The organism is Pseudomonas sp. GW821-FHT02A11, from assembly GCF_059421985.1.
The window spans coordinates 162,128-175,605 of the sequence record NZ_JBWKWB010000012.1; the positions used below are offsets into that span (position 1 = coordinate 162,128).

Sequence of the window (13,478 nt, forward strand, 5' to 3'; positions counted from 1 at the left end):
GCCACTCAGGCTCGCCACGTCTTTAAACCTTTCAGGAAGAACCACCATGAATCAGTTTGAAATCGAGGGTGTGCGTCAGGAGCTGGACGTCGTGTCGGTTGGCTTCGGTCCCGCCGGTATCGCACTGGCCTGTGCGCTGGAAGACGAAGCGGAAGACAACGGCAAGAAGCCGTTTGGGCGGGTGCGTTTCTTCGAGAAAGGCCGCGACTCCACCTGGCACGGTGCGTTTTTGCTGGCAGGCACTGACATTAATCATCACGTATTCCGCGATCTGGTGACCCCGCGTAATCCGCGCAGCCGTTTCTCGTTCGCCATGTACCTCAAGGAGAAGGGGCGCCTGTACAAGTTCGGGCTGTTGGGGCGTCCTGCCAGCCGGGTGGAATGGTCTGACTACATCGGTTGGGTGGCGGCGCAGTTGAAGGACTATGTGTCCTACGACGAAGGCGTGCTGGATGTACTGCCTGTCGCGGAAAAAGGCATCCTGCGCGCGGTCGATGTTGTCACTGCACAGGGGACGTATCGCACCAAGCGGCTGGTGCTTTCCCACGGCAGCCTGCCACGAATCCCTGAAGCGTTCAGCGCGCATTTGGGTGGGCGCGTATTCCACACTTCTCAGTACCTGAAAAACATTCATTTGGGCGGCGGGCCGATTGCCCAGCGTTGGCTGGTGTTGGGCTCGGGGCAGAGCGCAGGCGAGGCGGTGGCGCATCTGCTGGGCGCAGCGCCCACCACGCAGGTGCATTCTGTGCATCGGGGCGTAGGCTTTCGCGTCGGCCAGTTGGGGCAATTCCCCAACATGGCGTTCCTGCCGGAGCAGGTTGACTACTTCCACCAGTTGGAGCCCGCACGTCGTAGCGAGGTGTTCGACGCGATCCGATCGACCAACTACGCAGGCATCGACGCCGATGAAAGTCAGGCGTTGTACTCCTTCATGTACGAAGGTGAGGTCAGCGGGCATCAGCGTCTGAACCTCCACACGTGGTCCAACGTGGTGTCTGTGGAAAAGGTTGGCGACGCCTATTCAGTGGTGCTACGCGACAGCAACACCGGGCTTGAAACCACGCTCTACGTCGACGGCATCGTGCTAGGCACCGGTTATGAACAACTGGCCGTGCCGCCATTGCTGACGCTGCTGCAACCCTGGTTGCTGCGCGATGTCGACGGCAGCCTGTCGGTGGACCGGCACTACCGCGTCGGCCTGCAGAACAGTGAAGGCGTGCAGATTCTCGCCAACGGCACCTCGGAGAAAACCCACGGCATCAGTGATGCGCAGTCGTTTTCGATGGTCGCGCTGCGGGCCCAGCAACTGACTGATGCGCTGCTCGCCACACAGCCTCGGCAACTGGCCGCGGTGGTGCCACACCCCAAGCGCTCCATGGCCGCACGCGCCAAGGCACGCCCATGAACTTCATCTCTCATATCGTCGGCGATTCGAATTTCGTGCGGCTCAAGGGCCTGGGGTTTGAAAACCTGCACCTGAAGCTTGAGTCCTGCAACCCGGCTGGCTCGATCAAGATGAAAACCGCGATCGGCCTGATCGATTCCTACGCCGAGCGCAGACTTATCCACAAGGACACCGTGCTGATCGAGTCTTCGTCCGGCAACCTCGGTGTGGCGCTGGCGATGATCTGCGCCGAGCGCGGCTACAAGTTCTGCTGCGTGGTTGACCCGAACACCAACCTGCACAACATCAAGATGATGGAAGCCTTTGGCGCACAGATCGTGATCGTCACCGAACGTGATGACAACGACGGCTATTTGGGTACTCGCATCCGTTATATTCGCGACACCGTTGCCCGCGATCCCCGCTACTTGTGGCTCAACCAGTACAGCAATCCGGCCAACGCGCGAACCCACGAACAGACCACCGCACGCTCGATCCACATCGCCTTTCCGGCCCTGGACTATCTGGTGGTGGGCGCTGGCACAACGGGCACGCTGATGGGCTGCGTGCAGTACTTTCGCAAGCATTCTCCGCGTACCAAGATCATCGCGGTGGACAGCGCAGGTTCAGTGACCTTCGGCCAGGCGCCGGGCAATCGCTACATTCCGGGGCTTGGATCGAGCCAGATGCCGCCGATCTTTCGCGCCAATCACCTGCATAAACAGCAGGTGGTCGACGAGCGCGCAACGGTCGCGATGTGCCGCTGGCTGGCGAAGTCAAACGGTGTGCTGGCAGGAGGCTCCACCGGCACCGTTGTCGCAGGCCTTGCCGCGCCGTCGCTGGGCATCCCGAAGGACGCGGTTGTCGTGGCGATTTCGCCAGACGCTGGTGAGCGCTATCTGGAAACCATCTACAACGACGAGTGGGTGATGCAGAAATTCGGTCTCGCTGAGCTGTCAGCGCTTTCCTCGCAGCCTATCAGCCGTTACCTCAAGAACTACGTCCACACCTTCGAAGCCGAGGTGGCCAATGTCTGATTTTCATGTCATCCCCGGCGCCGTGATCAAGGACATCCTCGAACGCCAGGCGCACACCATGGTCGCCCGCATCGAGCAGGTCTACCTGCAACACCACGACGGCCAGACCCTCAACCCGGACAGTTACTTTTTGCGTTTTCCACAGCAGCCGGCCAATCGCATCATCGCGCTACCGGCGTCCCTGGAAGGCGAAGACGCTGTGGCCGGGATCAAATGGATTTCGAGTTTTCCCGGTAACGTCGAGCATAAGAAACCCCGCGCATCGGCGGTGGTCATTCTCAACGATCGCGAGACCGGCCACCCCTACGCCTGCCTGGAGGGCGCGCAGATCAGCGCTGTCAGAACAGCTGCTTCGGCGGTGTCAGGTGCTTACTGGCTCAACGGTCAGTCGCGCAAGGCTGCGTCTGTAGGATTTGTCGGTGCCGGCGTGATTGCCCGCAACATCGCGCGCATGTTGGCCGTCGAAGGCTGGGACATCGGCCAGGCCGTTGTGCATGACTTCGACGCGGCATCGGCGAGCGCTCTGACGAATTTCGTCGAGCAGATCGACTTATGCACAGCCCGCAACGGCTCGCTCGCTGAAGCCCTGGCGGCTGAACTTGTGATCTTCGCCACCACGGCAGGTGAGCCCTATGTGAAACCGCCGATGGCGTTCCGCGCAGGCCAGGTGGTGCTGAATATTTCCCTGCGTGACATTGCCCCGCCATTGCTGCTGAACGCCAACAACCTGTGTGATGACGTCGAGCACTGCATGAAGGCCAATACCTCGCCGCATTTGACGGAGCAGCTCACCGGCAATCGCCGGTTCATGAACGGCACGCTGGCCGGGCTGATCCGCGGGGAGGTCGAACTGGACCCCAGCAAACCCTCGATATTCTCGCCATTTGGCTTGGGTGTGCTGGATCTGGCGCTGAGCAAATTCATCGTCGATACCGCGCTGGCCGAGTCACGGGCTGTGGCCATTGATTCGTTCTTTGGAGAAACCTTGAGATGGAACTGAGTTCAGCGCTGCGCCTCGGCAAATCCTTCACTGACCGTTCGGTTTCCGAAGGGCGGGCTCAAGCGCCTGCCATCCGGATTGGCATCGTCGGCTGCGGCTCGCGCGGGCTGACGGTCCTGGAGCGGCTGTGTGCGCTGGCTGGCAGGGGAGAGCAGCGGGTCGAGATCAGCGTGTTCGACCCCCATCGGCCAGGCCCCGGCCTGCACTTGGTGGAGCAACCGTCCTACCTGATGCTCAATACCGTAGCGTCGCAGATCTCGATGTTTCCGGATAAGGCTGCGCTGGACGGGCTGAGCGGGCGGCAGGGGCCGAATTTTTATGAATGGTGCCTGCGCTTTAAATCTTCTAAGCGCGTCGTTCGGCCTGACGAGTTCCTGCCCCGACAGTGGCTTGGGGAGTACTTGGCCTGGACCTACGACGAGGTGCTGCGGACCCTCCCCGAACAGGTCAACGTGACCCATCACGCGCGGGTTGTGGATAACATTGTGCACACGGACTTGGGTAGGTTCCTGTTGTCCACAGCGGGAGGGCAAAAACAGTCGGTCGATTGGCTCCTGATCACCGTAGGACACGCGGAAGCGGCTCCGGCTGTGAACAGGATGCAAAGCATGACCAAGCGGCTTCGTGCTTATCCACAACCCTTTTCGCTGGCAAGTGTTTCAGCCACAGACACCTTCGGCATCGAAGGGCTGGGGCTCTCAGCCATGGACATCGTCGCGGGGCTGACGGTTGGCCGGGGAGGGCACTTCGTCGAAGGTCCTGAAGGTCTGCGTTATGTGCCTTCGGGGCGCGAACCGCAAATGTTCATGTATTCGCGCAGCGGATTGCCGTATCGCACTCGCCCCGATATCACGCCTCACCGCCCATCGAGCCCGCCGCTGATCTTCACGTTATCCACAGTGGCCGACCTTCGCGCTCAACACCCCGATGGCTTGGACTTCGACGCACATGTGCTGCCGGTACTCAAGGCCGAGATGTTCGCTGAATACTTTGGCATGGTGGCGTCGCTCAAAGGTGAGTCGGCGTTGCGGGTTAAATCCGAGGTTGCGACCGCGTTTTTGTTGGGCGAGATCGACAGCAAAACCCGGGCGCTGGCACAGCAATTCGATGTTCCGCTGCTGGATGAAAGCGTCTTCAACCCACGCTCTCTTCGAGCAGTTGTGGATAACTATTCGCAATGCGTTCGGGCATTCATCGAAGAGGACCTGCGAGAGAGTATTTCCGGCCTTGACCACAGCCCGATCAAGGCAGCGGTCGAAGTCTGGAGAAGCTGTCGTGAACAACTACGCCGGGTTGTGGATAACAATGGCCTGACGCGTGAGTCTCACCGGATTTTCTTCGCCGAGTACGCGCCGCTGGTCAATCGCATGGTGGCAGGCCCACAAAAAGAGCGTCATCAGGAGCTGTTGGCGCTGGTCGACGCAGGGCTTGTGCAATGGATTCACAGCTCAAAAGTTATGCACAATCCTGAATCGGGCGATGTGTCGGTTCTGCAAAACGATGGGTCGCTGATCCTGCTGAACGCATTGGTTTGCGCCCACGTCAGCGACAGCCGTAGCGCGGACACACAGCCCAACATCCTCCGCCAGCTGCGCAAAAGCGGAGTTATCCACAGCCTTAACGACCAAGGCGAAGGCATCTTCGTCGACAGCCACGGTAAAGCCCAACCCAATCTGTGGATAACCGGCCCGATCGTCGAAGGCGCCACGTATTACAACCATTACGTGCCGTCGTCGGGGAGTTATTCGCGGGCGTTTATCGATGCCGACCGGATTGCGCGGGAGATGTTGGGGATAAGCGTGGAAATCAACCAGACCGTTTGACGATAAAGGCTTCGGATCAGGCAGGATGAAAGACCTGCAGAGCAAGCCGATGCCTAGAATGGCCTGCTGTTGAGGGTTTCAATCACTTGTTGTTCAATAAACAACCAATTCGCTGAAGCCATACATCTGGCTTCAACCAACTGTTGAATGATCTGAAAATCATTCAGCAGGTCGCGAGCGAAAATGGGCTCGTGGTGAGCAATCCGGTTTCTCAACAATCTGATCTTGTTCAAGTCGTCGAAGATCCTCTTCGATGCTCTGCTGCGGGTGTTGTCGGTTCAAGATTTGGCATCACCCTCATGAGGTGCGCATTCCAGATCCGATGATCGTGCCTACTGGTGAACATCTTTTCCCAAAAGACGAACTTGAGTTCTGCGATGACTTGTCCCGTCGATGCCATCTTCGACGCACACCCTGAATATCTCCCAAAGCGTTGTAGCCTGGTCCCGCTTGGCGAGGAAGGCTTCTTTCGAAGCCCGGGTTCCAAGGCCATCGTGAACCGTGGATCGATTCGAGAGCTTCGGCGACAGCGTTGCGCACCACGACTTCGCAGATGTGGAGGGGAGTGAGCAAGGCACTGCACATCCGAGCATTCCACGCATACAGGCTCAGGGCTTCAGATATGTCGCGGCCTGCGTTGATCGCGTGGACCTCGTAGGTGGACATTCTTGCAGGGGACAATGCGGTCTTTACCGCGCAAGCTTGTTGCATTGACTCGAGGAACCTAGACCCATATAGTTTTCGCACTAGCCACGGGAAACGCGGGTGCAAGCACCTCCCCCCGAGGACAGACGAAGTAAAAGAACTCCGCCTTATGGCGGGGTTCTTCGTTTTCGGCGATGAATTATACGTCTCAGCACTGCTGTCTTATTGGCGCATCTAGAGTGATTTTCCAGCGTGGGCTGTCAGATTTTTCCTCAACACCCCTTCCCAGCCCCCGCACAATTCAACACCACCCCACTCCCTGGCAAATAACGCCGCCTGATGTTCTCCAGCTCCCCGCTGCTGCGTAACGTGTCGATGGCGCGGTTGATTTGGGGGAGCCATTGCGCGTGTTCGGGCTGCAGTTTGATCACCAGTGGCGCTTCGCTGAGTTTGGCGCCTTGCTGGAACTGGCTGGGGTCAAGGTGGTAGTTCGCTACCAGGGTATTGAAAATGTCGTCGACCATGGCGATTGCGTCGACGCGTCGGCTTTGCAGCAGTTTGATCAGGGCGTCGTCCTGTGAGGTTTCCAGCCGTTCGAGCCGGTGCACCTGGAGCGCCGGGTCGAGCGCCCAGTAGGTATAGCCGCGCACCATGCCGATGGTGAGGTGGCTGAGTTGTTCGATGGGGCGCTGGCGATCCGGGTGATCGGCGAGGAAGTAAAGGTGCTCGTTGACGGTGGAGTAAGGCTTGGAGAACACGTAATGGGTTTGTTCTTCCGGGCTGTTCCAGACGCGTGCATCGGCGTAGTTGAGGTCGATTTCGCCTTTTTGCAGCATCGACTGCAGGCGGTTGACCGGGTAGGTGACAAAGGTGACGTCGACGTCGGAGAGCTGCATCACGCGACGGGCCATATCCACTGCAACGCCCTGCAAATGGCCGTTATCGTCTTCGAATGCGTAGGGTTTCCACTGCGCGCCGCCTGCGACAAAGGGGCCTGCCACGATGGGCAAGGCGAACAGGCAGAGCAAACAGCCGATGATCAGTCTGCATCCAGTCCCCATCATTCCCTCGGTCATGGGTGCCTGTGAAAGGAGTCCTAGCCTAGCAGCGGGAGATGTCCGAGATATGTCGTAATGCCACTATTTGCAAGCGACGTCACGAAATGACATCAAAACCTCATTAAAAAGCCCGCGCTGACGGGGCCAGGCGGGCTCTTGGTGGCTCGGTCAATTTACGAACCGGGGCTTAAACGGATGATTTTCGGGTATTCGGTCAACGTCACCGGGACGCTGCATTGATCGCCGTTGCAGTTCCATTGCTGTCCGCCGTCGACCATGCCCTTGTCCGGTTTTTGCGTGTCGAGCATCCGCATTTGAGCGTTGTCCATGGCCGATCCGCCGACGCTTTCCAGGCGTTCTCGGCCCACGGCCCAGGCGACCATGATCTTTTCCCGGCCATCGCTGAAGGCTAGCTTGTAGACGTTGTCGGCTTGCAGGCTGGCGGTGGCGTCGTAGGTAAAGTCGCGCAGGTACGGGCTGATGGCCTTGAGCACCGGGTAGGCGGGTTTGGGGTTCAGGTTGATGTCGAGCAGCCCGAAGTTGTGCTCCTGATCGTCGCGCTGAGCGCCATCGTTGATCAAGTCGTACCACCACATGCCCTTGATGTTGGGCACGGTGCGGGCGAGGAAGTAACTGCGTGCCAGGTAGGCGGCCTGACGCACGGTGTCGATGCCGCAGGCGCCTTGGTGACTGGGCCAGCTCATCTCGGTCAGGTACAGCGGCACCTGTTTGCCCGCCTTGCTGCTGATGCTGCGGTCGATGCCGCGCATCCAGGTGATCCAGCTTTCCGGGGTGTTGTGGTCGCGGCCTTCGCAATGCACATAGGGGTGCAGCGAGATGCCGTCGGCGTAATTTAGCACGCCGCCCGAGACGATTCGATCGATGAACCCCGCCTTGATACCCGCGGTGGTTGCGGCGCCCGCCAGCACTTTGGCCTGTGGATTGTTGTTGTGGATGATCGGCGCGGCGTCTCGCACCAGCGCCACGTAATCGCTACTCAAGCGTGCGTCGCCAGGGCCGTCGACGTCCCACTCATTCCAGACTTCGTAGAACTTTACCGGGTTGCCCAGTTGCCGGGTGATGTAGTCGACATAGTTCAGGTACGGCGCTTTCACCTCAGGCTTGCGCGGTTTGGCACCGCCGGTGAACACCGAGCCATAGCCGAGGATCACCATGGGCGTGAGATTTAAACCGCCTGCGGTGGACATCCATGCGCGCCACTGCGGCACGACGCGCAACTGGTTACGCACAGGTTCTGCCGTGGACCAGAACGCGTCGTCACGAATGGAAGTGATCCCGGCAATGCTCGCCAATTCAAGGCTGCGCAAAGGCTGGTTGGCGTTGTTCATGGAATGGGTGGCGACGCCGACGATGAATGGATCTGCCGAAGCAGTGCCCATAGCGGTCAGACAGCTCAGTAACAACAGGCCTTTACGGCCCCTACTCAACAGACTCATGGGAGGGTTTCCAGTCAGCTCAGGCCCGGCAGGCCGTGCCAGGGCGCTGCCTCAATCGGCTTTGGGGCGGTGGCTTCAACTTGCGACCTCACAGCCAGCGCATGCCCGATGGCCATGCCTAGAAACAGGTTAGCGAGGGTCACTTCCAGGGTATCGGTGGTCCAGCTGACGATGCAGATGCAAAAGCCGGTCGCCAGCATCGCGCGTCCGTAGCGGGTGGCGCAGTTGGCCAGCCTGATGAACAGCGGAATGTGCAGCGCATACAGGAACAGCCCCGCCACGCCAAAAATAGCCCACAGATAGACCACGGTGCTGTCGGAAATGCCGAACAGATCAGCGCCGGCCACGGGATAGGCTGCAACCGAGCTGCCCACCAGCCCGAAGCCTGCGCCGGTGTATTCGCGGTCCTCGCGGATCAGTTCGTTGATCACGTTCGGCCAGGTGTTGACGAGCCGGTCGTAGATTGATGACAGCGAGCTTGCGGAGGAAACCTTATTGGGGTCGAAGTCGATCATCAGCGAGGCGAAGGGCAGGGACATCCCCAGCAATACGGCGAAGACGATGGCGCCTCGGGTCGTCCAGCGAAACTGGGTGATCAGCAGCAGCCCTGCGCCCCCCGCGAGCGCCAGTACCGGCGCCTTGCTGGTGGTGAGCACGACGCCCGCCAGGCCTATGCCGCAGATGGCAAGGGCGAGCAGGCGCGAGCGCACGGTGGCCATCAGGTACAGGGTGAAGATTGAGATGATGATGGCCAGCGCGCTGGAGATTCGCGCAAAGCCCGCAGGTCGGTCGGCGTCTTCCGATGCCCAGCTGGTGTTGGCGCTCAGCTCGGTGCCGCCAATGGAATAGCTGTAACCCTTCCATGGCAGGTTGGTGTATTTGTCCAGCGCCAACCCGGCCAGCGATGCGGCCAGCGCAAAAGCAATGGCCCACATGAACAGGCGTTTATGGCGAATGATCTGATCGCCGCAGGTCAGCCCGAACAGCAGCGGGGCGATGCCGTACAAGGCGAACGCAAAGTTGCCAAAACCGGCGCCATTGAGCGTCGCCCAGGCCGCCGACAGCAGCAAGGCAATGAAGCTCAGCCAGACCCCAGGCCCTGCCTTGAAACTGCGCAGTTCGAGCGCGAAGAACAGCAGACAGGCCACCTTCGGCACATAGAGCAGGGCCGATATCCCGGCCTTATCCAGGTAAAAACGCAGGGCGCCGGAAAAGGTCTCGACCAGAATCAGGCCGATCGCGACCAGCACAATGGCGGTGGATTTGTCGAACGACATGATCGACGGTTTTTCAACGTAAACGGGGGAAGGCGACATCATGAGTACAGCCCCTCGGGAGCGCTGGAGTTGAACGGCAGGCGTAGCAGCGCAAAAGAGAAAGAGTCGCCTGCGAGGCGAAGCTACCGCTCATCGAAGTCGGCGGGTGCCGTCGATTGAGGACAGGAATCGTTGTGTGTCGAATGACCGCAGCGGTGAGGGAGTGCCATGTGGGGCCCCTTCCGTGCGGCGTGACAGGGGATATATCAGCCTCAGATCAGGAGGCTGTCAATCAATTAGTCAAATTTTCGGACAGATTTGCAGTGCGTGAAATTTCAGATTATGTAACCTGTTGAATTCATTGGCGGTGAGAAAATTGACGCTAATAAATAGAAGGGAAAATGGGCTAGAGGCGGTGCTGCCTATGACTCACTTTTGTTACAGGTGCCTCACGATCAACACGAGGAGCGAATTCAGTCGCGATGGTTTGCCTGACCCTACATTTCTGTCAGATGTCCCCATGTCTCGCGAATGAATCCGCTCCCAAAGAGTGTTCGTCACCGGATGTGAGTCCGGGCCCACTCAGGTGTATTTGCGTTTGTCAGGCGCAGGCGGGAAGTATTGATATAGCCACGTCTCGCTCAGCGTCCGGTCGCCCGTCTTGATGAACATGCGCATCTCCACCGGGTCCATCGAGTCGCTGGTCGGGTACCAGTCGAATGTCACACGGAAGCCCTTGATGTCCGGCAGCACCAGTACGTTGAAGTCCTGAACCTTGCCGTGGGAGACGGTGACCACCGGCTCGATGCCCGAACCTTCCGGCAGGCGATCGATGCCGCCGCCGTTGAAATCAACCGCAAAGCGTCGCGCCCAGACGTCCGGGTAATGCTCGCCCGGCGCCCAGCCTTCAATGAAACCGCCCATGCCCGAACGCGTCGCATGCACCTGCGCCAGCGGCGTGCTCACAGGCGGCAGCGGGCTCCAGTACAACTTGTAGCCGTAGTTCATCGACATGCCGGCCTTGATCGGCACCTTTGGGTTCCAGAACGCAACGATGTTATCCAGCGTCTCGCCAGTGGTCGGCAGCTCCAGCAGATCGATGGAGCCCTCGCCCCAGGCGGTCGTCGGCTCGACCCACAGGCTTGGTCGGCGGTGATACCAGTCGACGGTGTCCTGATAAGTCTTGAAGTCGTGGTCCGTCTGGACCAGACCGAAACCTTTCGGGTCCTTGTCGGCGAAGGCATTGAACTGCAGCTTGGCCGGGTTGTTCAGCGGCCGGCAGATCCACTCACCGTTGCCGCGCCACATGGCCAGGCGATCCGAGTCGTGGATTTCCGGATGAATGGTGTCGCACATGCGGCGCTCATGGGTGCCGCAGCTGAACATGCTGGTCATGGTCGCGATGCCCATTTGCTCGATGTCGGCGCGGGCATTGATGTGCGCGTCGATGTCCATGACCACGCGGTCGGCCTGGCAATCGATGTCGAATTTGTAGGCACCGGTTGCGCTCGGTGAATCCAGCAGCGCATACACCACGAAGCGGGTGGCGTCCTTGGTCGGCTTCTCGAACCAGAATTTGGTGAAGTCAGGAAACTCTTCGGGCTTGTGGGCGTAGGTGTCGATCGCCAGGCCCCGTGCCGACAGCCCGTACTGCTTGTTGCTGTCGATGGCGCGGAAATAGCTGGCGCCGAGGAACGACAGGATGTCATTGATGGCGATTTCCGGGGCCTTGAACAGCTTGAAGCCGGCAAACCCCAGATCGCCCTTGAGTTGGGTCTGATCGATGCGGCTGGCTTCGTAGTTGAACAGCTCGGGGCGGAAATGCACCTCGCGCGCCTCGTTGCTCGCAGGGTCCACGCTGTACATGCGCACCGGGGTCTTGAAGCCCGCGCCGACGTGGAAGAAATGCACGTCCAGCTGGCCCTTGACGTCATTCCAGAGAGAATGACCCGCGTCGTATTTGATCGCATTGAACTGCTGGGGCGTCATGTTCGCCAGAGTAGGCGGCAGGTTCTGCTTGGTGCTGACGTAGGCTTTGCCAGCCATCTGCTTGGCGAGGTCTTGCAAGGTCTTGAAATCAAAATGTTCGATGTCGCCATCTGCTGCCGCCGCCAGGGCACGTGCTGCGTAAAGACCCGAGGCCGGCAGCGCACTATAGGCCGCCAGCGCCATGGAAGCTTTCAGGAGATTCCTGCGATTCATAAGGTGAAGCCTCTGAAGAAATGCCGTGCCTTCCTGCACATGAAAGTGCGCTTTCCCAATCCTTGCCGAACGCAAATTACCAACAAACAGATAACAATCTCGGCATCTTGTTCGCAAAAAAGAGAAAAAATCGTTTCAGGGCGCTACCGGCATGGCTTCAGAGTGTTGCCGTTTATGATCATGCCTGCTGAACGAACGCCAAGCGTACGGCAAAGCCGATCAGCATCGTGCCGAATACCCATTGTTGAATGCGTTGCGCGGTCTGACTGCTAGCGAGCCACCGACCGATCCAGCCGCCTGCCATCGCGTAAACGCTGTCGAACGACAGGCCAATCACCACCAGAATCACTCCCAGTTCAACAAACTGCCCGGCCACTGATGCCGCATGTGGATCGATGAACTGCGGCAGCAGCACTGAACAGAACAGCAGCGCTTTGGGGTTGAGCAGATTGGTCAGCAAGCCGCGCAGAATGGCCGTGCGCCAGGAGATCGACGTGTCAGACGCCTGCCCATGAGTGGTGGTGCTGATGGACCCCGGCTTGAACATCTTCAGGCCCAGCCACAGCAGGTACGCGGCGCCGACGACGCGCACGATTTCGAAGGTCCAGGGCGAGACCTTGAATAACGTGGCGAGCCCTAATCCGGCCAGCGCCACATGACCGCCTCGGGCGATGGCCAGCCCGAGCGCTGTCGCCAGGGCTTTACCGCGCCCATGTTTGGCGCCGGTCTGCAGAAGAAGGATCATGTCCGGCCCCGGGACCAGCAGGATCATCGACAGGGCAGCAATGAACAGCGCGAGGTTTTCCATGGTCAGGCTCTCAGGGCAGGGATGACGGAGGAAATTTTACGGCACGAGGGCAGGGCAGGTGCTTGCGTGTTTGACCCGCTTGGCAGCTAGTATTGGCATCTTCTGCCCTTACTGACGTCTGAAAGGTGTCTGTTATGCCAAATAAGCCAAATGTTAAGCTTGACGCCTACGACCGCCGCATTCTCGCTGCGCTGCAGCGGGACGGTCGTTTGACCAACGTGCAACTGGCAGATGAAATCGGGTTGTCGGCCTCCCCGTGCCTGCGTCGGGTCAGGCACTTGGAGGACGCGGGGGTGATTCGCGGCTATCAGGCGAGTCTGAACGCAGATGCGCTCGGCTTGGGACTGACGGTATTCATCGGCGTGAAGGTCGATCGCCATCACGAAGACGAAGCGCAGAAATTTCATCATATGGTGTCGGCGTTGCCCGAGGTGATCTCGGCCTACCTGGTGTCGGGCGAGTCGGATTTTCTGCTGCATGTGGTGATGCCGGACTTACGCAGCTATGACCGGTTTCTTACAGAGACCCTGCTGAAAATGCCCAGCGTGCGGGACATCCGCAGCAATTTCGCGATTCGCACCCTCAAGCCCCAAGGACCGTTGCCGTTGGGGCATTTGCCAGTTTGAAGCTGTGCGAAATGCTGGGGTGTGAAGACCTGTGGGAGCGAATTCATTCGCGAGAGGCCGGGGAACCTATACATCTCTGTTGTCTGCCCCATTTTTCGCGAATGAATTGGCTATGTCTGCGTTAATTGTTGCGCAGGTTCATAGCCAAGCGCTTCCTTCAGCAAAATCAATGGGTTGAGCTG

10 protein-coding genes are annotated in these 13,478 nt (G+C 59.3%); 5 read left to right on the forward strand and 5 right to left on the reverse strand.

Features of this window, described 5'->3' with window-relative positions; genetic code table 11:
* The first annotated feature begins 46 nt into the window (after positions 1-46).
* From AC07V9_RS18350 to AC07V9_RS18365, 4 genes are read left to right on the forward strand one after another with little or no spacing between them, the layout of a single operon-like run.
* Positions 47-1,405, forward strand: a complete 1,359-nt coding sequence (locus AC07V9_RS18350) for a SidA/IucD/PvdA family monooxygenase (protein ID WP_495017073.1) — start codon at positions 47-49, stop codon at positions 1,403-1,405.
* Positions 1,402-2,421 carry a 2,3-diaminopropionate biosynthesis protein SbnA gene (sbnA, locus tag AC07V9_RS18355; RefSeq protein ID WP_495017074.1) on the forward strand — a complete coding sequence of 340 codons (1,020 nt, stop codon included), beginning with the start codon at positions 1,402-1,404 and terminating at the stop codon, positions 2,419-2,421. The genes AC07V9_RS18350 and sbnA overlap by 4 nt, the downstream gene beginning before the upstream one ends.
* Complete coding sequence (sbnB, locus tag AC07V9_RS18360; protein WP_495017075.1) at positions 2,414-3,421, forward strand: 2,3-diaminopropionate biosynthesis protein SbnB; 1,008 nt, start codon at positions 2,414-2,416, stop codon at positions 3,419-3,421. Before sbnA ends, sbnB begins: the two co-directional genes overlap by 8 nt.
* Entirely contained in the window at positions 3,412-5,244 is a 1,833-nt protein-coding gene (locus tag AC07V9_RS18365; protein WP_495017076.1) for an FAD/NAD(P)-binding protein, read from the forward strand. Before sbnB ends, AC07V9_RS18365 begins: the two co-directional genes overlap by 10 nt.
* 917 nt (positions 5,245-6,161) lie before the next feature.
* Here AC07V9_RS18365 and AC07V9_RS18370 read toward each other — a convergent pair.
* From AC07V9_RS18370 to AC07V9_RS18390, 5 genes are all read right to left on the reverse strand, one after another.
* Positions 6,162-6,953, reverse strand: a complete 792-nt coding sequence (locus AC07V9_RS18370; protein WP_495017077.1) for a substrate-binding periplasmic protein — start codon at positions 6,951-6,953, stop codon at positions 6,162-6,164.
* 167 nt (positions 6,954-7,120) lie between these two features.
* A complete protein-coding gene (locus tag AC07V9_RS18375; protein ID WP_495017078.1) occupies positions 7,121-8,404 on the reverse strand; it encodes a hypothetical protein in 1,284 nt (427 codons plus the stop codon).
* Positions 8,405-8,418: 14 nt separating this feature from the next.
* Complete coding sequence (locus tag AC07V9_RS18380; protein ID WP_495017079.1) at positions 8,419-9,723, reverse strand: hypothetical protein; 1,305 nt, start codon at positions 9,721-9,723, stop codon at positions 8,419-8,421.
* Positions 9,724-10,242: 519 nt separating this feature from the next.
* Positions 10,243-11,862: a glucan biosynthesis protein D gene (locus AC07V9_RS18385; protein WP_495017080.1), complete on the reverse strand. Its 1,620-nt coding sequence runs from the start codon at positions 11,860-11,862 to the stop codon at positions 10,243-10,245.
* Between the two features lie 178 nt (positions 11,863-12,040).
* Positions 12,041-12,670 (reverse strand): LysE family translocator, encoded by a 630-nt coding sequence (locus AC07V9_RS18390; protein WP_495017081.1) that lies wholly within the window; start codon positions 12,668-12,670, stop codon positions 12,041-12,043.
* A 134-nt stretch (positions 12,671-12,804) separates the two neighbouring features.
* Here AC07V9_RS18390 and AC07V9_RS18395 point away from each other — a divergent pair, with 134 nt between their 5' ends.
* A complete protein-coding gene (locus AC07V9_RS18395) occupies positions 12,805-13,296 on the forward strand; it encodes an Lrp/AsnC family transcriptional regulator (protein ID WP_495017082.1) in 492 nt (163 codons plus the stop codon).
* Positions 13,297-13,478: the final 182 nt, after the last annotated feature.

Excerpts from the sequence above, each read along its gene's own strand:
- AC07V9_RS18370 (WP_495017077.1), bottom strand. The coding sequence starts at position 6,953 with ATGATGGGGACTGGATGCAGACTGATCATCGGCTGTTTGCTCTGCCTG.
- AC07V9_RS18385 (WP_495017080.1), bottom strand. The coding sequence starts at position 11,862 with ATGAATCGCAGGAATCTCCTGAAAGCTTCCATGGCGCTGGCGGCCTAT.
- sbnB (WP_495017075.1), top strand. The coding sequence starts at position 2,414 with ATGTCTGATTTTCATGTCATCCCCGGCGCCGTGATCAAGGACATCCTC.
- AC07V9_RS18375 (WP_495017078.1), bottom strand. The coding sequence starts at position 8,404 with ATGAGTCTGTTGAGTAGGGGCCGTAAAGGCCTGTTGTTACTGAGCTGT.
- AC07V9_RS18350 (WP_495017073.1), top strand. The coding sequence starts at position 47 with ATGAATCAGTTTGAAATCGAGGGTGTGCGTCAGGAGCTGGACGTCGTG.
- AC07V9_RS18395 (WP_495017082.1), top strand. The coding sequence starts at position 12,805 with ATGCCAAATAAGCCAAATGTTAAGCTTGACGCCTACGACCGCCGCATT.
- AC07V9_RS18365 (WP_495017076.1), top strand. The coding sequence starts at position 3,412 with ATGGAACTGAGTTCAGCGCTGCGCCTCGGCAAATCCTTCACTGACCGT.
- sbnA (WP_495017074.1), top strand. The coding sequence starts at position 1,402 with ATGAACTTCATCTCTCATATCGTCGGCGATTCGAATTTCGTGCGGCTC.
- AC07V9_RS18390 (WP_495017081.1), bottom strand. The coding sequence starts at position 12,670 with ATGGAAAACCTCGCGCTGTTCATTGCTGCCCTGTCGATGATCCTGCTG.
- AC07V9_RS18380 (WP_495017079.1), bottom strand. The coding sequence starts at position 9,723 with ATGATGTCGCCTTCCCCCGTTTACGTTGAAAAACCGTCGATCATGTCG.